The following is a 23,563-nucleotide window of genomic DNA, read 5'->3' on the forward strand; positions in this document are numbered from 1 at the left end:
ATCGACCACCAGGCTGGTGGTTCAAGGTGCGTCACGTGTTGCGATGGACGGAATTTTCCATAGCCGGCAAGCCCCATCATCGTCCGGACGGACTAACGTAAATGACTGAGCGCAAAGACCAAGGCCGCGCCGCAAGCGGGTTTCCGCCATGTTGCGCCGCGATAGGCCGAAGCGGCGCCAGGCGCTGCACCCGCAGTATTCCGCGATAACCCTTTTGGACGATGCCCCCGCACCCGGGCGGGCCGAACATTGCCCACACTGCGCCATCCACTACGGGTGACGCACCCTGAATCGAAGAGGAGACACCTACATGCGAGCACCCGTTGGCTTCGCCATGGTCCTGATCGTCGCCGCCGCGGGCTTCCATGCATTCTCGCCACGCACCGCCGTCACCCCGCCCGCCATCGCAACACCGGTCGGCAACATGCAGCTCACCAGTGTCCAGCAGACCTCGGCGGGCCTCGTCGTCGCCGGCGAGCTCGGCCACATCCTGCTGTCCACCGATCAAGGGCAGAGCTGGCAGCCGGCCCAGCGCTCGGTCAACCGCCAGGCCCTGATCACGCGCCTGAGCTTTGCCAGCGCGGACGAAGGCCTCGCGCTCGGCCACGAGGGCTGGATCCTGCGCACCCGCGACGGCGGCCGGACCTGGACCGAAGTCAACTTCGACGCCAGCAATGGTGAGCCGCTGATGGACGCCGCCCGCCTGCCTTCCGGAGACTGGCTGGTGGTTGGCGCCTTCGGCCGCGTGCTGCGCTCGACCGACGGCGGCGACAGCTGGGCAGAGGAAGTAATCGACGGCCTCACCGACTGGCATCTCAACACCATCGTCGCCTCCGCAGACGCCGGCAAATGGCTGATCGTGGGCGAGGCCGGCACCCTGCTGCGCTCGCTCGACGGCGCACAGAGCTGGGAGGTCGTCGAGCCCTTCTACAACGGCTCGCTCTACGGCGCCCTGCACCTGGGCGGAAGCACCTGGGTGAGCTACGGCATGCGCGGCCACGTCTTCCACAGCGAGGACGACGGCGCAACCTGGCAGGAAGCCCGGCTGCCCGCACCGATCTCGGTCTACAGCCATGCGCTTACCGCCGATGGCACCCTGCTGCTGGTCGGCCAGGGCGGTCTGGTGCTGGCCAGCACCGACCAGGGGCGCAATTTCAGCGTCAACTACCGTATCCCGCAGGGCAACCTCACCGACATCGCATTGCTGCCCGACGGCCAGGCCGTCATGACCAGCGACGAAGGCCTGGAGATCCGCCAGCTCACCGCCTCGACCCCGGCGCCCGGCTCCAACCTCAACCTCAGCAAGACCGAAAGCGGAGAATCCTGATGAGCGACACCGCAACCCGCAGCCGACTCGACGGGATGATCGACGTCGCCGCCCTCATGATCATCCGCTGGCGCAAGGCGCTGGGGCTGCTCTTCATCGGCCTCACCCTGGCGCTGGCCTATTCGGCGACCAACCTGCGTCTGGACCCCGGCTTCAACAAGCTGATCCCGCACAAGCACGAGTTCATGTCGGCCTTCCTGCAGTATTCGGACACCTTCTCCGGCGCCAACCGCATCATGGTCAGCGTGCGCTGGAAGGGCGAGGGCGACATCTACAACGCCGAGTTCATGAAGACCCTGCGCGAGGTGACCGACGAGGTCTTCTTCACGCCGGGCGTCAACCGCGCCAGCGTGCGCTCGCTGTTTACGCCCAACGTGCGCTACATCGAGGTCACCGAGGAAGGCTTCACCGGCGACGTGGTCATCCCCGCCCGCTTCGAGGCCGACGCGGCCAGCCTCGCCCAGGTGCGCAACAACGTCGCCAAGTCCGGCGAGATCGGCCGCCTGGTCGCCAACGACCTGCGCGCCGCGCTGGTGCGCGCCGACCTGCTCGAGTTCAGCCCCGAGACCGGCGAGCGCCTCGACTACGCCGACGTCGCCGCCAAGCTGGAGGCGATCCGCGCCCGCTTCGAGAGCGCCAACCCCGACATCGAGCTCAACATCGTCGGCTTCGCCAAGGTCATCGGCGACGTCATGGACGGCCTGTTCACCGTGCTCGCCTTCTTCGGCATCGCCTTCCTGATCACCGCCTTCCTGCTCGGCGCCTACTCGCGCTCGGCCAAGCTCGTCGTCACCGTGCTGGTGATCGCGCTGATGCCGGTGGTGTGGCTGCTCGGCCTGCTGCCGCCGCTGGGCTACGGCATCGACCCGATGTCGGTGCTGGTGCCCTTCCTGATCTTCTCGATCGCGGTCTCGCACGCCATCCAGATGACCAACGGCTGGGAGCAGGAACTGCTCAAGGGGCACAACTCGTCCGAGGCGGCGGAACACGCTTTCCGCAAGCTGGTGATTCCCGGCTCGATGGCGCTGGTCACCACCGCGCTCGGCTTCATGGTGATGATGCTGATCGACATCCCCATCCTGCACGAGCTCGGGGTTACCGCCTGCCTGGGCGTGGTCCTGATGCTGCTGACCAACCTGATCTTCCTGCCCATCGTCCTCTCCCACCTCAAGCTCGAACGCTTCGCGCTGGCGCACCCGATCGCCGATACCCACAGCGACCACAGCCGCCACAAGTTCTGGTGGACGCTGTCGGCACTGGCCCAGCCGCGCCCCGCACTGGCCAGCTTTGCGGTGATGCTGGTGCTGCTGGCGGGTGGCACGCACCTGGCTCGCCAGGTGCAGACCGGCGACATCGGCGCCGGCGTGCCCGAGCTCCATGAGGACTCGCGCTACAACCTGGACAACGCGCAGATCCTCTCGAGCTACTCCATCGGCATGGATGTGCTGTCGGTGTTCGTCGAAACCGAAGGCTTCGAAGAGGCCTGCCTCAACTGGGAGGTCATGAATGCCGTCGAGCGCTTCGACCTGCGCATGCGCGGCGTCGAGGGCGTGCAGTCGGTGGAAACGGTTGCCCGCCGCGCCAAGATCTTTGCCTCCGGCAACAACGAGGCCAACCCGCGCTGGGCCGCACTGCAGCGCTCGGAAGCGGCGCTGCGCACCGGCGCCCGTGCCGCCAGCCCCGAGCAAGGCCTCAACACGGCCGGTTGCCAGACCATCCATCTGGTGGTTTACCTGACCGACCATGAAGCCGTGACGCTGCGCACCGTCACCGACGAGGTGCTCCGCTTCATCGCCGAGGACAGCACGCCCAACCTGCGCTTCCGCCTCGCCGGGGGCAATGCCGGCGTGGCTGTTGCCACCAACGAGGCGGTCGACCGCGCCCAGGTGCAGATGCTGGCCTCGATCTACGGCGCCATCATCCTGATCTGTCTGCTCACCTTCCGCTCGATCCGCGCGGTGCTGTGCATCATCGTGCCGCTGCTGCTGGTGAGCATCCTGTGCAACGCGCTGATGGCGACCCTCGGCATCGGCCTCAAGGTGGCGACGCTGCCGGTGATCACGCTGGGCGTGGGCGCCGGGGTGGACTACGGCATCTACATCTACGAGCGCCTCAAGTACGAACTCGACAACGGCGCCCCCACGCTGCGCGACGCCTTCTACGAAGCCATGCGCCAACGCGGCACCGCGGCCATCTTCGTGGCGCTGACGATGTCGGTGGGCGTGGGTACCTGGATGTTCTCGGCGCTCAAGTTCCAGGCCGACATGGGCGTGCTGCTCGCCTTCATGTTCCTGGTCAACGCGCTGGGCGCGATGTTCCTGCTGCCCGCGTTGGCATGCTGGCTCGACATCGGCCGCCGCGGCAAGACCGACGCGGCCGGCGGCAGCCAGGCCCTGGGGCCGCGCAGCGCGCCGCAGGCAAGCTGACAGCGAGCACACACAGCTGAAAGGGGGCGTCGGACACGATCCGGCGCCCCCTTTTCACGATCCGGAGCCGGGCACGGCCCTACGCTCCCCCTCCTCCTCTCCAACCTCCTCCAGCCTGGCATCGGTCATCGCACGCGAGATGCGCACCAGCATCGGCACCAGCGATGGCGACTCCAGCAGCTCGGGGCGCTCCTCGACCAGGGTCGCCAGCAGCATGCGCATGCCCCGCACCAGCATGAACGCCGCCAGCTCGCCATCCGCCTCGCCGACCTCCTCGGCATGCACCCGCAGCAGTTGTTCCATGTTCGCGACCAGCTGCGCCGAGCTGACCTCGCCGCGCCCCAGCCCCTGTGCACGGCCGAACTGCATCTGGCGGGCGTAGCGCCGGTAGAAGTCCTTGCCCAGCCCGAGCAGACGCATCTCGGTGCGCACGGTGCGCTGGAACAAGGCCTGCAGCAACTCGTCGAGCGACTGACGATTGAGACGGAACAGCTCCGGCGAGGCGTCGATCGAGGCCTCGTCCATGATCCGCTCGCTGATCTGCATCAGGATCGCCTCCTTGTCGGGGAAGTACTGGTACACCGCCCCCACCGAAACCCCGGCCCGCGCCGCCACCTTGCGCGTCGTCACCGCATCGACGCCCTGCGTCTGCAGGATCTCGCTCGCCGCATCGATGATCGCCTCCAGGGTGAAGCTCGCGCGCGCCTGCACGGGCACATGCCTGAGCGCCGCTTCACGCCGCACCCTCTTTTGTTCGGTTTTTTGCATCGCAGCATTCCACTTTTAAAACAGCTGCTTGCACACATGCCAAGCGAACTGTTCGAGTTCTTGCTCGGATTTTAAGTCAAGGCCGTCCCGCGCCATAGGATTGCATCGACGGCTCGTCCGCCCGTCGCCCACGCACACCGCCCGAAGGATGGATCGGAAGCGCACGAGGGCACGGCCCGAGCCCCCGAACACCTGAACCGAAACAGAGGGATAGTCATGACCGACGTCTTCATTTACGACCATGTGCGCAGCCCGCGCGGCAAAGGCAAGGCCGACGGCGCGCTCGCCGAGATCACCCCGGTGCAACTGGCCGCGCAGATGCTGCAGGCCGTACGCGACCGCAACAGCCTCGACAGTACGCTGATCGAGGACGTGCTTCTCGGCTGCGTGGTGCCGGTGGGCGAACAGGGCGGCAACATCGCCCGCGTCGCTGCGCTGGTGGCCGGCTTCGACCATGGCGTGCCCGGCATGCAGATCAACCGCTACTGCGGCTCGGGCCTGGAGGCGGTGAACTTCGCCGCCGCCAAGGTGGGCTCGGGGCAGGTGGACATGGCGATCGGCGGTGGCGTGGAAAGCATGTCGCGCGTGCCGATGGGCAGCGACGGCGGTGCCATGGCGCTCGACCCGCAGGTCGCCTTCAAGATGTATTTCACCATGCAGGGCGTCAGCGCCGACCTGCTCGCCTCCCTGCATGGCTTCACCCGCGAACAGTGCGACGCCTATGCGGTGGAGAGCCAGCGCCGCGCCGCCCAGGCCTGGGCCAATGGCTGGTTCGAGCGCTCGGTGGTCGCGGTGAAGGACGTGCTCGGCCTGCCGGTGCTGGCGAAGGACGAGGCGATCCGCCCCGAGACCACGCTGGAATCGCTCGCCGCCCTCAAGCCCTCCTTCCTCGAGATGGGCACCCAGTACGGCTTCGACGGCGTGGCGCTGCTCAAGTACCCGCAGTTGGAGGCCATCGACCACATGCACCACGCCGGCAACAGCTCGGGCATCGTCGATGGCGCCGCCGCCGTGCTGGTGGGCAATGCCGACGCAGGCAAGCGCGCCGGCCTCAAGCCGCGCGCACGCATCCGCTCGGTCGCCACCGTCGGCTCGGAGCCCACGCTGATGCTCGACGCCCCGAGCTACGCCGCGCAGAAGGCACTGAAGAAGGCCGGCATGACCGCCGCCGACATCGGCCTGTGGGAGCTCAACGAGGCCTTCTCCTCGGTCGTGCTGTGCCTGATGGAGCGGCTCAACGTGCCGCACGACCGCATTAACGTCAATGGCGGCGCCATTGCCATGGGACATCCGCTGGGCGCCACCGGCGCCATGATCCTCGGCACCCTGCTCGACGAGATGGAGCGCCGCCAGGTCGGCACCGGCCTGGTCACGCTGTGCGAGGCCGCCGGCATGGGCACGGCCACCATCATCGAGCTCGTCTGAGCGCCACCGGACCACATCAAGGAATCGACAGTCATGACTGAAGTCATCCACATCTCGGTGGACGCCGACGGCATCGCCACCCTGCTCTTCGACCGTACCGACAGCAACATGAACACCATGGACATGAAGTTCATGGACGAGATCGCCGCCGCGATCGAGCGCCTCGCCACCGACGACAGCATCAAGGGCGCCATCTTCACCTCGGGCAAACCCGTGTTCGCCGCCGGCGCCGACCTCAAGGTCATGGAAGCCAACCTGGACAAGGTGGACGACACCCCAGTGGCCGAGCGCCTGAAGATGAACGCCTCGCTGTCGAAGCTGCTGCGCCGCATGGAAACCTGCGGCAAGCCAGTGGCCTGCGCCATCAACGGCACGGCACTGGGCGGCGGCACCGAGATCGCGCTCGCCTGCCACTACCGCGTGGTGTCGGACGCCCGCGGTATCCAGCTCGGCCTGCCCGAAGTGCAGGTCGGCCTGCTGCCCGGCGGCGGCGGCACCCAGCGCGTTTCGCGCCTGGTCGGCATCCAGGCGGCGATGCCGGTGGTCATGGAAGGCCAGGCGCTGTCGGCCGAGAAGGCGCTGAAGATGGGGCTGGTGCACAAGGTCGTGCCCGCCGACCAGTTGCTCGCCGAGGCGAAGCGCTGGCTCGTCGAGGAAGGCGACCCGGTGCAGCCGTGGGACAAGAAGGGCTTCAAGATCCCCGGCGGCGCCGGCCCGTCCTCACCCGCCGTGGCGCAGATGCTGGTGGTGAGCAACGCCATGCTGCAGGCCAAGACCTTCCACAACCTGCCCGCCCCCAAGGCCATCCTGTCCTGCCTGTACGAAGGCCCGCAGCTGCCGATGGACAAGGCGCTGGACGTCGAGGCCAAGTACTTCACCCTGCTCCAGCTCGACCCGGTGTCGCGCAACATGATCCGCACGCTCTTCATCAACAAGGGCAAGGCGGACAAGCTGATGCACCGCCCCGAAGGCGTGCCGAAGACGACCTTCCGCAAGATCGGCGTGGTCGGCGCCGGCCTGATGGGCGCGGGCATCGCCTACCACTGCGCCAAGCTCGGCATCGAGACGGTGCTGATCGACCGCGACCAGGCCGCTGCCGACAAGGGCAAGGCCTACTCCGCCAAGCGCCTGGAGAAGGACATCGCCAAGGGCCGCATGACGCAGGACAAGGCCGACGCCATCCTCGCCCGCATCCACCCCACCACCGACTACGCCGGGCTGGCCGACGTGGAGCTGGTGGTGGAGGCGGTGTTCGAGGACCGCGGCATCAAGGCCGAGATCACGCGCAAGCTCGACGCCGTGCTGCCGGCGCATGCGGTGATCGCCTCCAACACCTCGGCGCTGCCGATCAGCGAGCTGGCCGAAGCCGGCGCCCACCCGGAGAACTTCATCGGCATGCACTTCTTCTCGCCGGTCGAGCGCATGCCGCTGGTCGAGATCATCCGCGGCCGCAAGACCTCGCCCGAGACCCTGGCGCGCGCGCTCGACCTCGTGCAGGCGATGAAGAAGACGCCGATCGTGGTCAACGACGGCCCCGGCTTCTTCACCAGCCGCTTCATCGGCGCCTACATCAACGAGAGCCTGGCGATGGTCACCGAAGGCGTGAATCCGGCGCTGATCGAGAACGCAGCGAAGATGGCCGGCATTCCGGTCGGCCCGCTCACCGTCTCCGACGAGATCGGCCTGGACACCGCCTACCACGCCAGCCAGCAGCGCAAGAAGGACGAGGGCGACGCCTTCAAGCCGACGCCCACCTTCCGCCTGGTCGAGAAGCTGGTCGGCGAACTCGGCCGCCACGGGCGCAAGAACGGCAAGGGCTTCTTCGAATACGCCGCGGACGGCAGCAAGAAGCTGTGGCCGGGCCTCGCCGAACTGTTCCCGCCGCTCGCCGAGCAGCCGACCGTCGATGAGGTGAAGGCGCGCATGCTCTACGCCCAGCTCGTCGATGCCGCCAAGGCGATGGCCGAGGGCGTGCTGATCGATCCCGCCGACGGCGACGTCGGCTCCATCCTCGGCGTCGGCTTCCCCGCCTACCTCGGCGGCCCGTTCTCGATGATGGACACGATCGGCATCGACAAGGTCGTCGCCGAATGCGACCGCCTCGCCGCACGCTACGGCGCGCAGTACGCGGCGCCGCAGCTGCTGCGCGACATGGCGGCCGAGGGCAGGACCTTCTACGGCGCCCGTCGCGTCACACCGCCCGCAGCCGTGCGCTGACCCGCCCGCCTCACCGCCACGAACCCCGCCGCCACCTCCTCCGGAGCTGGCGGCGCAGTCCCAAGGAGTCTCTGCGTGAATTTCGACTTTTCCGACGACCAGCGCCTGCTGCAGGACGCAGTGCGCACCATGCTGGCCGAGACCAGCACCTCGCAAGCGGTACGCGAGGTGCTGGAGGGCCGGGCCAGCCATGCCGAGGCCGTATGGCATAACCTGATCGAAATGGGCGCGGCCGCCGCCGCGATCCCCGAGCAGTACGGCGGCGCCGGGCTCGGCTACCTGGCGCTATGCCTGGTCGCCGAGGAAGCCGGCCGCCACCTCGCCGCCGTCCCCCTGGCCTCGAGCTTCTACCTCGCCGCCGAAGCGATCCAGCGCGCCGGCAGCGAGGCGCAAAAGCAGCACTGGCTGCCGAAGATTGCCAGCGGCGAAGTGGTCGCCACCGCCGCACTGGGCAGCCGCGAACGCTACCGCCCCGCCGCCCCGCTCGCCTTCGACGGACAAACGCTCACTGGCGCCAGCCCGGCGCTGGTCGACGGCGGCATCGCCGGGCTGGCGGTGCTGCGCGTCGGCGATGACCTGGTGCTGGTCGAGCTCGCGGGAACCGGCGTCAGCCGCAACCCGCTTCCCTCGCTCGACCCCACCCGCCCGCTCGCCGAGCTCCGTTTCGATCGCACCCCGGCCGAGCGCCTGGCGGGCGCCAATTGCGCAGCCGTCGCCAGCCGCGTGCTCGACGGCGCTGCGGTGCTGCTCGCCTTCGAGCAGGTCGGCGGCGCCACCTGCATCCTCGAGGCGACACGCGACTACTCGCTCGAGCGCAAGGCCTTCGGCCGCCAGATCGGCAGCTTCCAGGCCATGAAGCACAAGATGGCCGAGATCTACACCGCCATCGAGCTGGCCCGGGTGCACGCCTACTACGGCGCCTGGGCACTGTCCTCGGACGCCCCCGAACTGCCCAGGGCGGCCGCAGCCGCGCGCGTGGCCGCCACCCGCGCCTACACCGTCGCCGCCGAGGAAGGCATCGAGCTGCACGGCGGCATCGGCTTCACCTGGGAGATGGACTGTCACCTCCACTATCGCCGCGCCCGTCATCTCGGTCAGATCATCGGCAGCGAACACGCCTGGCGCGCACGCCTGGCCGACGAACTCATCAAGGAGGCCGCGTAAGCGGAACACGCCCACATGGACTTCAGAGACACCCCCGAAGAAGCCGCCTTCCGCGCCGAAGTGCGCGCCTGGCTGGAAGCCAACGGCCAGAAGCGAACCCGCCCCGACGAGGTCTTCGGCGAAGGCCTGGACGATGCGGCCAAGCTCGCCGCCGCCAAGGCCTGGCAGGCAAAGAAGGCCGCCGCCGGCTATGCCGCGATCACCTGGCCGAAGGCGGCCGGCGGCCGCGGCGGCACGGCCATGCAGCAGGTGATCTACCAGCAGGAAGAAGCGGCCTACCTGGTGCCGGGCATGATCTTCGAGGTCAGCATCGGCATGGGCCTGCCCACGGTGATGACCTGGGCCGCGCCCGAGCTCAAGGCCCGCTTCCTGCGTCCCGGCCTCGCCGGCGAGGAGATCTGGTGCCAGCTCTTCTCCGAGCCCGGCGCCGGCTCCGACACCGGCGGCGTACGCACGCGCGCAGTGCGCGACGGCGACGACTGGATCATCAACGGCCAGAAGGTGTGGACCTCGGGCGCGCACTTCTGCGACTACGGCATCCTGCTCACCCGCAGCGACTGGGACAAGCCCAAGCAGGAGGGCCTGACCATGTTCATCGTCGACATGAAGGCCCCCGGCGTCGAAGTGCGCCCCATCCACCAGATGTCGGGCGACGCGGAGTTCAACGAGGTCTTCTTCACCGACGTACGCATCCCCGACAGCTACCGCCTCGGTCCCGAATGCGGCGGCTGGAAGGTGATGCTGAGCACGCTGATGCAGGAGCGCCTGTCGGTCGGCGGCAACCTGCCTACCGACCTCCACGCCCACCTCATCGCGCTGGCGCAGCAGTGCGCATGGGACGAGCGCCCGGCGATCGAGGACGACCGCGTGCGCGCCCGCATTGCCGACGCCTACCTGCAGCAGAAAGGCGTGGAGCTGGTCATCGCCCGCGGCCTCACCGCGATCTCGAAGGGCAAGGCGCCCGGCCCCGAAATGGCCATCACCAAGCTGGTCGCCGCCAAGACGATGCAGGACATCGCCGCCTTCGCGATCGAGCTCGCCGGCCCCGAGGGCCTGCTCGGCTTCGAGGCCCTCGGCGGGGATTGGCGCTACATGCAGCGCCTGTGGCTGGGCTCGCCCGGTGCGCGCATCGCCGGCGGCACCGACGAGATCCTGAAGAACGTGATCGCAGAACGCGTGCTTGGCCTGCCCGGCGAGATCCGCAGCGACCGCAAGGTTCCGTTCCGCGACCTGGAAAGCGCCTGAAGCGCCGCACGGAGGAGACCGTACGATGGCAAGCAAACCCCTCAGCGGCGTGAAGGTGCTCGACTTCACCCAGCTCCTGCCCGGGCCGATGTGCACCCTGCACCTGGCCGACATGGGCGCCGACGTGATCAAGATCGAGCCGCCCGGCGGCGAAGCCGGGCGTGGCCCGGCCGGCACACCGATTTCGCACTTCTTCCTGGCGGTGAACCGCAACAAGCGCTCGCTGGCGATCAACCTGCGCGCCGACGGCGCGCGCGAGATCATCCATTCGTTGGCCAAGGACGCCGACGTCGTGGTCGAGGGCTTCCGCCCCGGCGTGATGAGCCGGCTCGGCATCGGCTATGACAACCTCAAGGCGATCAACCCGAAGCTGGTGTACTGCGCGATCAGCGGCTACGGCCAGGACGGCCCGCTCGCCGAGCTCGGCGGCCACGACATCAACTACCAGAGCTACGCCGGCATCCTGGAACAGAGCGCCGCACCGGGCGGCAAGCCGCATCCGGGCAACTTCCCGATCGCCGACCTTGCCGGCGGCGCGCTGTCGGCGGCGATGACAGTCCTCGCCGCCCTCTTCGACGCCCAGCGCAGCGGCCAGGGCCGCTTCATCGACGTGTCGATGACCGACTGCGCGATGGCGCTCAACGTCCAGCCGCTCGCCAGCCTGCACACCTGGAAGCAGCCGGTTCCCGCCGGCCACGACACCTTGTCCGGCGGCCTGCCCTGCTACGGCACCTACGAGACCGCCGATGGCCGCCATCTGGCGGTCGGCGCGCTCGAACCGAAATTCTGGCAGGCCTTCTGCGCCGCCGCCGGTTGCCCGGAGCTGAGCAAGAGCGGCTGGGCGGCAGGCAAATCCGGCGCAGCGGTGAAAACCCAGGTCGCACAGATCATCAAGGCGCGCACCCTGGCGGAATGGACCGCAGCGCTGGCCGGCGTGGACGCCTGCGTGAGCCCGGTGCTGCGCATCGACGAGGTGCTCGCCCACCCCCTCACCGCCGCGCGCGCCATGACGGTGGACACGCCGCTGCCCGACGGCGGCAGCGCACCCTACTTCGCCTTCCCGGTGAAGATGAGCGACTACGCCTTCTCGCTCGACCGCCCGCCGCCCGCGGTCGGCGAACACAGCGAGACGGTGCTGCGCGAACTCGGTCACGGCGAGGACGCCATCGCGGCGCTCAGGGCCGCCGGCGCGATCTGAACCCGCCGCCGTCCCGCGCATGGTCATGCCAGTCGGGACGATCACACGACAACCACACGACGGAGACATCATGAATCCACGCAGCTTCAGCCTCGCGGACCTGTTCGCGATCACCGCCGAGACCGTACCCGAGCGCGACGCGCTCATCATCGGCCACAACCGCCGCAGCTACCGCGAGATGGCCGAACGCGTTGACCAGCTCGCCGCCTGGCTGCACGCCCAGGGCATCGGCCAGGGCGACGTCGTCGGCCTGCAGATGTACAACTCGCCGGAGTACCTCGAGGCCTTCCTCGCCGCCTGCCGTGTGCGCGCAGTACCGGCCAACATCAACTACCGCTACGTCGCCGACGAGCTGCGCTACATCTACGACAACGCCGGCATCAAGGCCTTGTTCTACAGCGCCGAACTTGAACCCGCCGTGACCGAGGTGCTCGACGCCGCACCGGGCCTGACCGTGAAGGTGCGCACCGGCGGCGGCACGCCGGCGCTCGCCGGCGCCGTCGCCTACGAGAACGCGCTGCTCGATGACACCCGCGCCTTGCAGGGCATCCGCTGCAGCGACGACGACCTCTCGCTGCTCTACACCGGCGGCACTACCGGCAAGCCCAAGGGCGTGATGTGGCCGCACAAGGATCTCTTCTTCGGCAGCCTGGGTGGCGGCGGCTTCTACGCCCCCGCCGACGGCCCGGTCAAGACCCCCGAAGAGCTCGCCGACCGCATCCGCAAGGCGCATCCGATGCGCTTCATGCCGGTCGCCCCGCTGATGCACGGCGCCGCGCACTGGGCAACCATGGTGTCACTGTTCGCCGGCCATACCGTGGTGCTCAACGACCAGCACCACTTCAATGCAGAGCACGTGCTCGACATCGCCGCGACACAGAAGCTCAACGGCATCACCCTCGTCGGCGACGCCATGGCGCTGCCCATCCTCGACGCCCTCAAGGCCCACCCCGGGCGCTGGGACCTGTCCACCCTGTTCCTGTTCGGCAACGGCGGCGCCGTGATGTCGGCCCACATCAAGGAGGCGCTCAAGCCCTTCCTGCCCGCCAACGTGTACTTCAGCGACGGCATCGGCTCGTCCGAGGGCGGCCAGCTCGGCATGGGCGCCAAGCCGATCGAGGGCGGCATGATCAAGATCGCCGCCCGCCCCGACCTCAAGGTCGTCGTCGACGGCAAGCGCATCGCCGCTGCCGGCGAGTCCGGCATCCTCGCCCGCAGCGGCTACCTGCCCCTGGGCTACTACCGCGACCCGGTCAAGACTGCCGAGACCTTCGTCACCATCGACGGCACCCGCTACGCGATCACCGGCGACGCCGCCAAGCTCGCCGACGACGGTGCGATCATCGTCTTCGGGCGCGGCAACAACTGCATCAACACCGGCGGCGAGAAGGTCTTTCCGGAGGAGGTGGAGGAGACGCTGCGCATGAGCCCGCAGATCCTCGACGCCGTCGTCGTCGGCCTGCCCGACCCGCGCTGGGGCCAGAAGGTGACCGCGGTGGTGTCGGTGCGGCCCGGAATGTCGCTCGACCTGGATGCGCTGAAGGCGCTGTGCCATGCCCACCTGGCCGGCTACAAGGTGCCCAAGGAGATCGTGACCGTGCCCGAGGTGATGCGCTCGGCCGCAGGCAAGGCGAACTACGTCTGGGCCAAGGAGGTCGCCCAGCGCGCGCTCGGCACCCCCGCCACCGCCTGACGTCGTACTCCCGGCAGGCACCGCGCGCGCCTGCCGGGAGATTGCTTCAGCGAAAGCGTCAGCGCCCTGCATCCAGCGGGAATGTCGCGCTGGCCCTGCGGTACGCGCCAGACCTCTGCCAGACACCGGGGTGCCATCGGAGCTTTCCTCTACATGGCATTTCAATCCCGTAGGCGACTGAACACGTAGTCGTGGTCCTTCTGCGGCTCGTGGCAAGCGAAGCAGGCGCTGGCTGCATTGCCCCCCACGACCCGATTTGCTCGGTCGCCACCGCCAAAGCCCTCGAACCCCCAGCCGCCTGTCGCCCCATATTCCCTCGCGTCCCGATGCATCACACCGACGACCTTTCGCGTCCCCTCCGTGACGGCATTGTCGGCTGGTATCGCTTCCAGAAGATCGAACACGATGACGGCACCATCCGGGAACGTCCCGGACTGGTAGCCGGCCACGGCTTTCGGGTTCGCGTAAATGTGATGGATGCCGCCGAAGGCCTCATAGAGCGGATGGCCTTCGTCGATAACCATGGTCTTGACGTGATGCCAGCCGCGATACTCCTCCGGGTATGGCACGAGCGGTTCGGCCGAGATAGCCGGCAGAACGAGCGCCATCGAAGATAGAAAGCTCAGGATGCGTTTCATCTTGGATACCCCCCTATTTCAGATCGGCCAGCGCAGCGCCAAAGTTGATGTGGAACGGCTGCCCGTCGATGACCAGCGCGGGCACCGACACCACGCCGTAGCGCTCGGCCTGAGCAATACGATTCTTCTGCTTGCCCAGATCGACGACCTCTACCGCGTATCGCGTCGGATCGAGCGCCTGAATGAAGTGCTGCTCGGCGGATACACACACTGGACAACCAGCATGGAAGAACACGGCTTCGCTCATGATTGACTCCTCAGGGCTATCGGTCACATGCATCGAGGCGATGCATAATGCAGATTAGAGTGACCACATCCTGCTTGTCAAGAAATGCATCGAGGCGATACATTACAAGCATGAATCAGACCTCTCTCCTGCTCGAGCGCCTGGGGGCACTCGTGCAGCAGTCCGTCCGCGACGAAGCGACGCGCCACGGCCTGCTGCCGATCCACATTCAGGTCTTGCACTACCTCAAGCTGGCCAATCGCTACAGCGACCTGCCCATCGCCATTGCGGAGTATTTCGGCATCACCCGCGGGACGGTCTCGCAGACGCTCGCGGTGCTTGAACGCAAGGGATTGCTGACCAAGGAGCCGGACGCGCGACACGGCAAGCGCGTGCACCTGAAATTGACCCCCGCAGGCGAGTCTGTCTTGAGGGATAGTTGGGTAGAGCGTGTGGAGCAGTTGCTCTGCGAACGAACGGGTGAGGCCGATGCACTCGAGAGCACGCTACGCAAACTGCTTTCAGCCATGCAGCGCGTGAATGGACAGCGTGCCTTCGGCCTATGCCATCAATGCGCTCACTTTCTGAAAGAGGAAGGCGGCGCACGCTGCGGACTCACTCGCGAGCCGCTCGCCACCGAGCAAACCATTCGCATCTGTCGTGAATGGACAGCAGCAACACCGAAGTGCGCTTGATTACATGGCTGCCCCAGATTAACAGCCACCCTAGGATCTCGCGCAGCAGGTTTCCAATTGCTCAGCCGCCAAGAGTGATGAACAGGGCATCTGTCCCTTGTGGGTCGGGTTGCGAACGACACCTCACCCGACTCGTCGGAGGAAAGCCGCCGTTTGAGGTTCGCTTCCGGCAAACTGCCGCTCGCCAACGAGTCCTGCGGACCCAGGCTGTCATTGCCTTCCGGCTAGATTGCTATAGATCTTGAGGGCAATTTCCACCCTTTCGGCATTGGGGTAGTTCTTATTGGCCAGCAAGACAACCCCAAAGCGCTCTTCAGGCACAAACGCAACGTAAGCACCGAAGCCGTTGGTGGCACCAGTCTTGTTAACCCACACATTGCTTTCAGGTGTGGCTGCAGGAACCTTAGCGCTTACTGGGGTCGGATTCAGGATAAGCTTGGGAGCATTGCCTTCTTGCAGCGTAGGCAAGTCAACAGGCATCGCGTATTCCTCCCAGATGAGGCCTTGAGTCATCTGGCCTACGCTGAAATAGCGCTTGCGGGTATTGTTTAAAGCCGCTTGCAGCATGCTATCCAAGGGCAACATGCCCATGTTGGCCTTCAAAAAGGTGCTCAGGTCAGAAGCCGTGGTTTTGATGCCGTACGCTTCACTGTCCAACATACCTGGATTGACACGCACAGGCTTCTTATCCTTGTTGTAGCCCCAAGCGTAGCTGGACATCTTCTGTGCAGGGACGCTCAGATAAGTGTTCGTGAGACCAAGGGGCTGGAAAATGGCTTGAGTCATGGCGGTGCAGAAATCTTGCCCCAGACTTTTCGCCGTGATCCACCCTAAAGCACCGATGCTCGGGTTTGCATAAGTACGCATCGTGCCGGCTCTGAATGCAGGCTTCCAGGTGCGGAAGTATTCCAGAAACTGCTCCCGAGTTTGGACCTCATCAGGCACCTGCAGAGGAATGCCGCCAAGGGTGTGCGTCAGGGCAATCGCACCGACTTCGCATAAGCAAATGCAATAACGCTTTTACTTTCATGACCTTGCGAGACTCCTGTTCACATTGTCATAAGTTGTGTAGTTTCCTACCTTTTTGGGTATCCCATGAAGGCAGGAAACGTCATGCCGCTGACGCAGGTGTTCGTCTCGATTTCCGACCCGCGCAGCGCGCGGCATGCGCGCCACGTCCTGGCCGAGTTGCTGACGGTGGCGGTGTGCGCGGTGCTCTCGGGTGTCGACGACTTCGTCGACATCGAGTTGTGGGCCGAGGCCAAGATCGACTGGTTGCGAGGCTTCATGAAGCTTGAGCATGGCATCCCGTCTCACGACACGATCGGACGCGTGTTCGGCCTGATCGCGCCCGACGAGTTCGAGTCCGCGTTCCGGCGCTGGGTGGGCATGGTGGTGCCGGCGCTGGCCGGGGATACGGTCGTGGCGATCGACGGCAAGACGAGCCGGCGCTCGGGCGGCAAGAGCAAGACTGACGCCAGTCCGTTGCACCTGGTGAGCGCGTTTGCGGCCGGCATGGGCGTCGTGCTGGGCCAGACGGCGACCGCCGAGAAGTCGAACGAGATCACCGCGATTCCCGAACTGCTTGCCAAGTTGGCGATCGAGGGCTGCGTGGTGACGATCGACGCGATGGGCACCCAGACAAAGATCGCCCGCACGATCCGCGAGCGCGGCGCGCATTACGTGCTGTGTGTGAAGGAGAACCATCCGAACCTGCACGATTCGATCCTGTTTGCCGACATCGATCCGCGAGGGCCGCTGACGCCGAGCTCGACCCATGAGACCACGATCAAGGACCACGGTCGCATCGAGATCCGCCGATGCCGCGCCTACGCCGCGATCGATCGCCTCTACAAGTCCGAGGACTGGCAGGATCTGGCAAGCTTCGCGGTGGTCGAGCGCATTCGCACCGTGGGCGATCACACCAGCACCGAGCGCGTCTTCTACATCAGCAGCCTGCCCGCCGACGCCGAGCGCATCGCTCGGGCCGTACGCAGTCACTGGGAGGTGGAGAATCGGCTTCACTGGTGTCTGGACGTGCAGTTCAACGAGGATCAGTCACGGGTGCGCAGCGGCTATGCCGCCAACAACCTGGCCATCGTTCGCCACATTGTGATGAACCTGCTGCGGCTCAACACGACGCGCAAGGCGAGCATCAAGTCCAAGCGCATGCTGGCGGCGACTATCGACGAATTTCGTGCCGAGTTGCTTGGGGTTATGACATGAAGGTGCGATTGCCCTGGGGTGTGCGTTCCAAGATGGAAAAGCTGCAAGTTGCCGAAGTCCGTGCCAGCCAACTCCGGTAAGTAACTTGCTGCGGTATCGGTCAGCTTCAGCTTCCCAGTGGCTTCTGCGTGCGTCGCCAGAGTGGCTGTGAAGGTCTTGCTGATAGAGCCAATCTCAAAAATCGTCTCGTCAGTTACTGGTGTTTGTTTCTCAACATCTGACACGCCATAGTTAAAGACATACGTCTTCTCCCCCAAGACCAATGCCACGGCCATACCAGGAATCTGGTTCTTTTCCATGGCAGGCAGCACGATTGCAGAGATGGCTTTCATTGCTTCAGCATCGGAAACCTCAGCAGCATTGACAGCCGAGCTCAGACCAAAGACAGCGGCTGTCAGAAGGACAGTAGACAGACGGTTTTTCAATTTTTACCTTACGGGTGAAGGAGGAAAGCCAACGCTGGCAGTTGCGATGCAATTGAGTGCTGTAGCGCTACGAGCCGGGCATTCTAAAGAATCTGATAGCAAATTGGCTCGGCATCGCGGAGCGATGAGTGACTTCTTCTGGTCGGACTGAGACCCTCACCAGTGATGCGACCCGGCCCACCATCCCCGAGCGTCTCGACCCGCCCCAAAGCCGCTAGAGAGCTTTGGGGAAAGCTGTCGTTCAACGGCGCGGTCAGGCACCCGGGAAAGCGGCCGCCTTCCCGGGTGCCTGACCGCTTGTTATGCGATTCGTTTCGCATGATCCAGGATCAACTCGCCCGTTCCAACGTGAAAACCAGCCCGAATGCACACTGGACCCTGCACCGGGACCTCTGTGAGATAAAGGAGCCGAGCTTCGTCTTCGCACGTCGGAAAAAACGGCGCCCCTGGTTCTGAATGCAGAAAGAAGTCACCGGACAACATTCCGCAATTGGGGCAGATATTGGCAAAGTACTTAGCTTTAACTGTCTTAGAGTACCTAAACTGGAACGTTGGCACTCGTTTTTGTACGTAGCTCAGTATGCCGCCCGGGAGAGCAACAACATCTGAAAGGACACAAACCTCATCTATACCCTCAACAGTCGGCGCCAAAAGTGCCACCACCGGCATCCTTTCCCCGCACTTCCAACATCCGATCTTCATTCCGACCATATAGATCGGAGGAGATACTGTCAGAAATTCGTCATCCATCGCCATCTACGCATAACGCCAAGGTAAGCGGCGCTCAGTATGGAGCGACTGATCGGGCAACAATGGCGAAGCCATGCCCGAGCAGACGCGGAGTGCTGAGCGTCCGAGTGAGCCGCAGGCGAACGGCTTGACCGCCTTGTTAAGCGAAATACTCACCACCCCAACTCCGGCTGTTTTCTCGTACCTCATCGTACTTTGCGATCTCTTTGTAATACGGGTGGCCATTGCCCATATCGATTTCTTCGCAGAACACGATTTCTTCGTACGGTTCTCCCTTATTGGCGAAGTGACAGAAAATATGCGGAAAATAGTAGTATTCATCGCCATCGAAATTGACCCCCTCAATGTTTTCGTAAGGGATCTTGCCGACCATATAGACTTTGATATCGCCTTCTTCGTTCTCTTTGTAATTCGTGAAACGCCACCCATCGGGGCCTTCGGATAGCGTACCGAACCTTAGCCCCACCATTATGCCTTTGTGATATGTGTCTAGAAGACCTGCACGAAACCACGGTGATATTCCCTTACCATTATCGTCTGTTTCAGGGTAGGAATCCATCCGATTTACATGACGAATGATTACATCTTTTCGAAGTTTCTCTGCACGACACTTGTAGATTTCTTCTTGAAACTGCTTCCGCAACTCCTCCGAATGCTTAACCAGTTCCCCCGGCGTTAGATTTTTCCCTTCTCGCTTGATTAGGTGAATCTCGTACCGACGAACGATCTCAAGCGCAACAAAGACAAGACCACCCAGGAACAGCCAGGGCTCGTAGGTCTCGTCGGGATGGATGGCCCATTGGTATCCAAAATACGCACATGCCACCAAAACCGCGATCTCAATCGCACCGACTATGACCTTGAATACCACGAAAGCCCCTTTTCTCGCTTAACGTCTGAATTCACCGGCGGTGCGCGGCTTTATCGCGCAGCGTCCGGTGGAACGATGGGTTAGCCATTTGCATTCCTTTCGAGCAATTGGAGCAAGCCGTGAACATCCCCAAGAACCCACAAGTCAGTGACTTTCTCACCATCGAACGAAAAGAGAGCAGCCCCCAGCCACTCAACGGGTTTGCTCGTTGGCTGGTAGCCGAAGAACTCGCCCTGATGGATGCCGGAAAATCGCATGCGCGCGAACGCCTTTGAATCCTCGACAACGAGATCAAGTATGTCGCAGCGATAGCTGGCTAGGGCGGAGTGCACAAAATCGACGTATGCCCCAAAACCTTCGTGGCCAACCTTGGCCTGACCGAGCGAGCCACGAAAAGTGAAGCCCTCAGAAAGCAAGACTGGAATCTTCGACTTGTCGTGTCGGTTCCAGATGTCAGCGTAGAAGCTTTCTACGACAGATCGAATATGTGATGACGTCATGGGAATGGCTAACTTTGTTTTAGGGCGACTGCCCTGCTGCGTAACATCGTTGCTGCTCCATAACATCAAACATCGACCCACGGCGTAACACGCTTGCTGCTTGGATGTCCGAGGCATAGACTGTACAAAAAAACAGTCATAACAAGCCATGAAAACCAGCACTGCACCGTTACCGCCGCTGCGTTCGGTCAAGGTTCTGGACCAGTTGCGTGAGCGCATACGCTACTTGCATTACAGCTTACGAACCGAACAGGCTTATGTCCACTGGGTTCGTGCCTTCATCCGTTTCCACGGTGTGCGTCACCCGACAACCTTGGGCAGCAGCGAAGTCGAGGCATTCCTGTCCTGGCTGGCGAACGAGCGTAAGGTTTCGGCATCCACGCATCGGCAGGCATTGGCGGCCTTGCTGTTCTTCTACGGCAAGGTGCTGTGTGTGGATCTGCCTTGGCTTCAGGAGATCGGAAGACCTCGGCCGTCGCGGCGCTTACCGGTCGTGCTGACCCCGGATGAGGTGGTTCGCATCCTCGGTTTTCTGGAAGGGGAGCATCGTTTGTTCGCCCAGCTTCTGTATGGAACGGGCATGCGGATCAGCGAGGGTTTGCAACTGCGGGTCAAGGATCTGGATTTCGATCACGGCACGATCATCGTGCGGGAGGGCAAGGGCTCCAAGGATCGGGCATTGATGTTTGCCCGAGAGCTTGGTGCCCGGCCTGCGCGAGCAGCTGGCGCGTGCCCGGGCATGGTGGCTGAAGGACCAGGCCGAGGGCCGCAGCGGCGTTGCGCTTCCCGACGCCCTTGAGCGGAAGTATCCGCGCGCCGGGCATTCTTGGCCGTGGTTCTGGGTCTTTGCGCAGCACACGCATTCGACCGACCCAAGGAGCGGTGTCGTGCGTCGCCATCATATGTATGACCAGACCTTTCAGCGCGCCTTCAAACGTGCTGTGGAAGAAGCAGGTGTCGCGAAGCCTGCTACACCGCATACCCTGCGCCACTCATTCGCAACGGCCTTGCTCCGTAGCGGTTACGACATTCGAACTGTGCAGGATCTGCTCGGCCATTCCGACGTCTCGACGACGATGATCTACACGCACGTACTGAAAGTCGGCGGTGCCGGCGTCCGATCACCTCTCGATGCACTGCCGCCCCTCTAGCGAAAGGTAGAGCGACCCTTGACAATCTTGGCGGATTCACTGCCCATGCCCGGAACCCATCGGCGTCGCGTCGAACGGCCGGTTTCGGAAACTGCTCCCTGTGTCTGCTTCTGGCCGAGTCGAGCCAAGTCAGGGTTCAAGTTGGCCTCCCTAAACCGGTCACCCAAGGCGATCCAGCGAGGGAAATCCTGGCCGGATCTCCAACGGCCGTTGATGACCGAACTGAGCCCTCCGTCTGGTCCTGCACCGAAGTCTTCCGAGGCGGTGTCGACGCCGACAGGGGCAATGCGATCAACCAAGCGCGCTTGGTGATAGCAGCGTTCCTGCCGTCGGCGTCGCCGCCTCGCGCACTGACGCTGAAGCCAGCGACCTATCCCGTACCTTGCGCACGGCGGTCGCTGGTTCGAGCCCCATCAGGCCTTCTTTACAAACTCGGACTTCAGCCCCATCGCGCCGATGCCGTCGATCTTGCAGTCGATGTCGTGATCGCCGTCGACGAGCCGAATGCTCTTGACCTTGGTGCCGACCTTCACCACCGTCGACGAGCCCTTGACCTTCAGGTCCTTGATGACGGTGACGCTGTCGCCGTCCTGGAGAATGTTGCCGACGGCATCGCGAACGACGCGCACTTCCTCCGCCGCGCTAGCCGCCACCTTGGGCCACTCGTGCGCGCACTCGGGGCAGACGAACACCTCACGGTCTTCATAGGTGTATTCGGAACTGCATTGGGGGCACTTGGGGAGGGAATTCATATAGCTGTCTCTGGCAGGAATGCGATATCAAGCGTTGGCAAGGGACAGGATGGTACTTGCTATGGCCGCCGAGCGAGAACTGCCTGACGGTCCGGTCATGACGGGCAGCGCCCTTTCTGCAGTGGCATGGCCCGCCATCGCGCCGGGTCAACGAAAAATGCCCGCCGGGCAAGATGCACCGGCGGGCACTAAGGACGACAGGCGCTGATCAGAAGGTGTACTTGACCACCAGCGAGAGCTGATCGCGGTCGGTCAGCTGCCGGTTCTTGACCGGGTGCAGGCTGGCCTCGCCGAAGTAACCAAGGTAGGTCAGGCCGATCTGCAGGTTGCGGCGATAGGTCATCGTCGCCCCCACGCTCAGGCGGTGGTCGCCCTCACCCATACCCAGGTTGCCTTGCAGCGTTCGGCCCTTGAGCTGGCGCGAGTAGCTGATCGGCACACCGAGCTCCCAGTTCTCGATGATCCCCGGGTAGGTCAGGCTCAGGGTCGAGGCGAAGGCAAGACCGTAGCTGCCGAAGTTAAGCGCATCGGACGTAGGCGTCGACACCGGGACGACACCGAATCCCGGCGCAAAGGTCTGCGACGTATCGCCCGTTGCCCCGGGGACACGACGCGCATCCGGATTACGGACGTCGGTGTAAGCGATCTCCGCGAGGAAGTTCGCCTGCGGTGCCAGGAAAGTCCGTCCCAGGTTGATGAAGGTATTGAGGTTTGTCTGCAGAACATCCGCCGTCGTAGCGGTCGGGATCACGCTCGCGCCCATCCGCGTGCTGACCAGGGCAGGCGCGTCCTTTCGATAGGAGATCTCGCCACCGAGGGTCGCAATGCCAAACGAGGTCGAGAACGTGGCACCGAGCATCTTCACGTCTTCGAAATAGCGATGGTTGAAACCAAAGCCGCTACCGTCGGACAGCAGATAATCGACATCCACCATCGGCGCACGATCATGGTAGTTGAGGTAGATCAGGCCAACCTCTGTCTCGTCCGTGATGCGGTACTTGGCGCCCACGCCCCATTGTCCGGTCTTGCCTGGCTTGTCGTCGGCCCGTCGCGGCACACCACACGGGGCGGGCCCGGCGGTCAGACACACCGCACCCGGCCCCACGGCATCGGAAGTACTCATGAACGAGCCTGGCGCATTCACCAAGGTCTTGTGCCAGCCGTACTGCGCATGCGCCATCAGCGACAGGCGTTCGTTGACCTCGTACAGGGCAGAGATCTGGTCTTCCGGCAGCAGTTGGTCCTTGACCTCGGTACCGGGGATGCCGGCCTTGGTGCCATCCGCGGGGCCTTGGACACCGGAGATGCCCGGGATGAACAAGGTCTCGCCCCAGGACACGACGTGCTTGCCGAGACGCACCGTTGCCCGGCCCTGCTCACCCACATTGAACGAGGTGTAGCCATAGGCATCGAGGAGGCGGCTGTAGCCGCCGTGATAGCGCTTGGCCTCGCTACTGAACTGGTTGGCCGGGCCGCTCAGCTTGTTGGGGAAGGACGTGCCATCGTTGTCGTTGCGGCTGTGATAGACATTGTCATAGAAGGTGCTCGCCGACAGGATGAAACCCGAGTTGCCCTTCTTGAAATGCGTATCGAGCAAGAGGCTCAAGCGGTTCGCCGTCAGCGCCCCCTTGTCGAAGTTGTTGTTACCGTCGTTGCCACCCGCATTGTTCGCCAAAAGCGGGGCTCGGTTCTCAAGCCGGGTCGACAAAGTGTAGGTCGAAGTAAGGCGCGACTCGAACACTGCGCCGTTGTCGAACTGGATTGCCTCGAAGGCCATGGCCGGTGCCATCACACCCATCCCGATCACGGCGAGCGCGACCGGCTTCATCTTCTTGTGCAGTTTCATGCTGCGTGCTCCCTATCGTT

At 64.2% G+C, this 23,563-nt stretch carries 18 protein-coding genes and 2 pseudogenes; 11 read left to right on the forward strand and 9 right to left on the reverse strand.

All coding sequences use genetic code 11. The features are described from left to right. Positions 1-310: 310 nt before the first annotated feature. Both C662_RS03590 and C662_RS03595 read left to right on the forward strand, forming a co-directional pair. Positions 311-1,327, forward strand: coding sequence for a WD40/YVTN/BNR-like repeat-containing protein (locus C662_RS03590; protein WP_002925079.1), 1,017 nt, complete (start codon positions 311-313; stop codon positions 1,325-1,327). Beyond that, on the forward strand, positions 1,327-3,753 hold the full coding sequence (locus tag C662_RS03595) for an efflux RND transporter permease subunit (protein WP_002925081.1): 2,427 nt from the start codon (positions 1,327-1,329) through the stop codon (positions 3,751-3,753). The genes C662_RS03590 and C662_RS03595 overlap by 1 nt, the downstream gene beginning before the upstream one ends. 54 nt (positions 3,754-3,807) lie before the next feature. Here the strand turns inward: C662_RS03595 and C662_RS03600 are convergent, their stop codons facing one another. Further along, positions 3,808-4,521: a TetR/AcrR family transcriptional regulator gene (locus C662_RS03600; protein ID WP_002925082.1), complete on the reverse strand. Its 714-nt coding sequence runs from the start codon at positions 4,519-4,521 to the stop codon at positions 3,808-3,810. Positions 4,522-4,737: 216 nt separating this feature from the next. Between C662_RS03600 and C662_RS03605 the strand changes: the two genes are divergently transcribed. From C662_RS03605 to C662_RS03630, 6 genes are all read left to right on the forward strand, one after another. Further along, positions 4,738-5,946 (forward strand): acetyl-CoA C-acetyltransferase, encoded by a 1,209-nt coding sequence (locus C662_RS03605; RefSeq protein WP_002925085.1) that lies wholly within the window; start codon positions 4,738-4,740, stop codon positions 5,944-5,946. A gap of 33 nt (positions 5,947-5,979) precedes the next feature. Then, positions 5,980-8,163, forward strand: coding sequence for a 3-hydroxyacyl-CoA dehydrogenase NAD-binding domain-containing protein (locus tag C662_RS03610; RefSeq protein WP_002925088.1), 2,184 nt, complete (start codon positions 5,980-5,982; stop codon positions 8,161-8,163). 75 nt (positions 8,164-8,238) lie between these two features. Then, positions 8,239-9,327, forward strand: coding sequence for an acyl-CoA dehydrogenase family protein (locus C662_RS03615; protein ID WP_002925090.1), 1,089 nt, complete (start codon positions 8,239-8,241; stop codon positions 9,325-9,327). 15 nt (positions 9,328-9,342) lie between these two features. Continuing rightward, positions 9,343-10,572, forward strand: a complete 1,230-nt coding sequence (locus C662_RS03620) for an acyl-CoA dehydrogenase family protein (RefSeq protein WP_002925093.1) — start codon at positions 9,343-9,345, stop codon at positions 10,570-10,572. Positions 10,573-10,597: 25 nt separating this feature from the next. Then, positions 10,598-11,770: a CaiB/BaiF CoA transferase family protein gene (locus tag C662_RS03625; protein WP_002925098.1), complete on the forward strand. Its 1,173-nt coding sequence runs from the start codon at positions 10,598-10,600 to the stop codon at positions 11,768-11,770. Positions 11,771-11,840: 70 nt separating this feature from the next. After that, positions 11,841-13,463, forward strand: a complete 1,623-nt coding sequence (locus C662_RS03630) for an AMP-binding protein (RefSeq protein ID WP_002925102.1) — start codon at positions 11,841-11,843, stop codon at positions 13,461-13,463. Positions 13,464-13,624: 161 nt separating this feature from the next. On the opposite strand, the gene C662_RS03635 is transcribed toward C662_RS03630, so the two are convergent. Together C662_RS03635 and C662_RS03640 are read right to left on the reverse strand one after the other, a co-directional pair. Beyond that, positions 13,625-14,101 (reverse strand): cytochrome P460 family protein, encoded by a 477-nt coding sequence (locus C662_RS03635; protein ID WP_002925105.1) that lies wholly within the window; start codon positions 14,099-14,101, stop codon positions 13,625-13,627. A 13-nt stretch (positions 14,102-14,114) separates the two neighbouring features. After that, positions 14,115-14,348, reverse strand: coding sequence for a thioredoxin family protein (locus C662_RS03640; protein WP_002925107.1), 234 nt, complete (start codon positions 14,346-14,348; stop codon positions 14,115-14,117). 152 nt (positions 14,349-14,500) lie between these two features. On the opposite strand from C662_RS03640, the gene C662_RS03645 reads away from it, so the two are divergent. Then, positions 14,501-15,022 (forward strand): MarR family winged helix-turn-helix transcriptional regulator, encoded by a 522-nt coding sequence (locus C662_RS03645; RefSeq protein ID WP_232433205.1) that lies wholly within the window; start codon positions 14,501-14,503, stop codon positions 15,020-15,022. A 210-nt stretch (positions 15,023-15,232) separates the two neighbouring features. On the opposite strand, the gene C662_RS03650 is transcribed toward C662_RS03645, so the two are convergent. After that, positions 15,233-16,030: a serine hydrolase gene (locus tag C662_RS03650; RefSeq protein WP_083485732.1), complete on the reverse strand. Its 798-nt coding sequence runs from the start codon at positions 16,028-16,030 to the stop codon at positions 15,233-15,235. 87 nt (positions 16,031-16,117) lie between these two features. Between C662_RS03650 and C662_RS03655 the strand changes: the two genes are divergently transcribed. After that, positions 16,118-17,248, forward strand: coding sequence for an ISAs1-like element ISTha2 family transposase (locus C662_RS03655; RefSeq protein WP_083485707.1), 1,131 nt, complete (start codon positions 16,118-16,120; stop codon positions 17,246-17,248). An 11-nt stretch (positions 17,249-17,259) separates the two neighbouring features. On the opposite strand, the pseudogene C662_RS20745 reads toward C662_RS03655, so the two are convergent. From C662_RS20745 to C662_RS03665, 3 genes and pseudogenes are all read right to left on the reverse strand, one after another. After that, positions 17,260-17,580: pseudogene (locus C662_RS20745) on the reverse strand (serine hydrolase); the annotation flags it as partial. Positions 17,581-18,562: 982 nt separating this feature from the next. Next, positions 18,563-19,294, reverse strand: a complete 732-nt coding sequence (locus C662_RS19945; protein WP_002925112.1) for a hypothetical protein — start codon at positions 19,292-19,294, stop codon at positions 18,563-18,565. A gap of 80 nt (positions 19,295-19,374) precedes the next feature. Beyond that, entirely contained in the window at positions 19,375-19,860 is a 486-nt protein-coding gene (locus C662_RS03665) for an ester cyclase (protein ID WP_198291872.1), read from the reverse strand. An 82-nt stretch (positions 19,861-19,942) separates the two neighbouring features. On the opposite strand from C662_RS03665, the pseudogene C662_RS20245 reads away from it, so the two are divergent. Further along, positions 19,943-20,945, forward strand: a pseudogene (locus tag C662_RS20245) (integron integrase). A gap of 413 nt (positions 20,946-21,358) precedes the next feature. Here C662_RS20245 and C662_RS03675 read toward each other — a convergent pair. Continuing rightward, positions 21,359-21,697, reverse strand: a complete 339-nt coding sequence (locus tag C662_RS03675) for a zinc ribbon domain-containing protein YjdM (RefSeq protein ID WP_002925121.1) — start codon at positions 21,695-21,697, stop codon at positions 21,359-21,361. 208 nt (positions 21,698-21,905) lie between these two features. After that, positions 21,906-23,543 carry a DUF1302 domain-containing protein gene (locus tag C662_RS03680; protein WP_002925122.1) on the reverse strand — a complete coding sequence of 546 codons (1,638 nt, stop codon included), beginning with the start codon at positions 23,541-23,543 and terminating at the stop codon, positions 21,906-21,908. Positions 23,544-23,563: the final 20 nt, after the last annotated feature.

It is taken from the genome of Thauera sp. 28, from assembly GCF_000310145.2.
Classification (GTDB): domain Bacteria; phylum Pseudomonadota; class Gammaproteobacteria; order Burkholderiales; family Rhodocyclaceae; genus Thauera; species Thauera mechernichensis.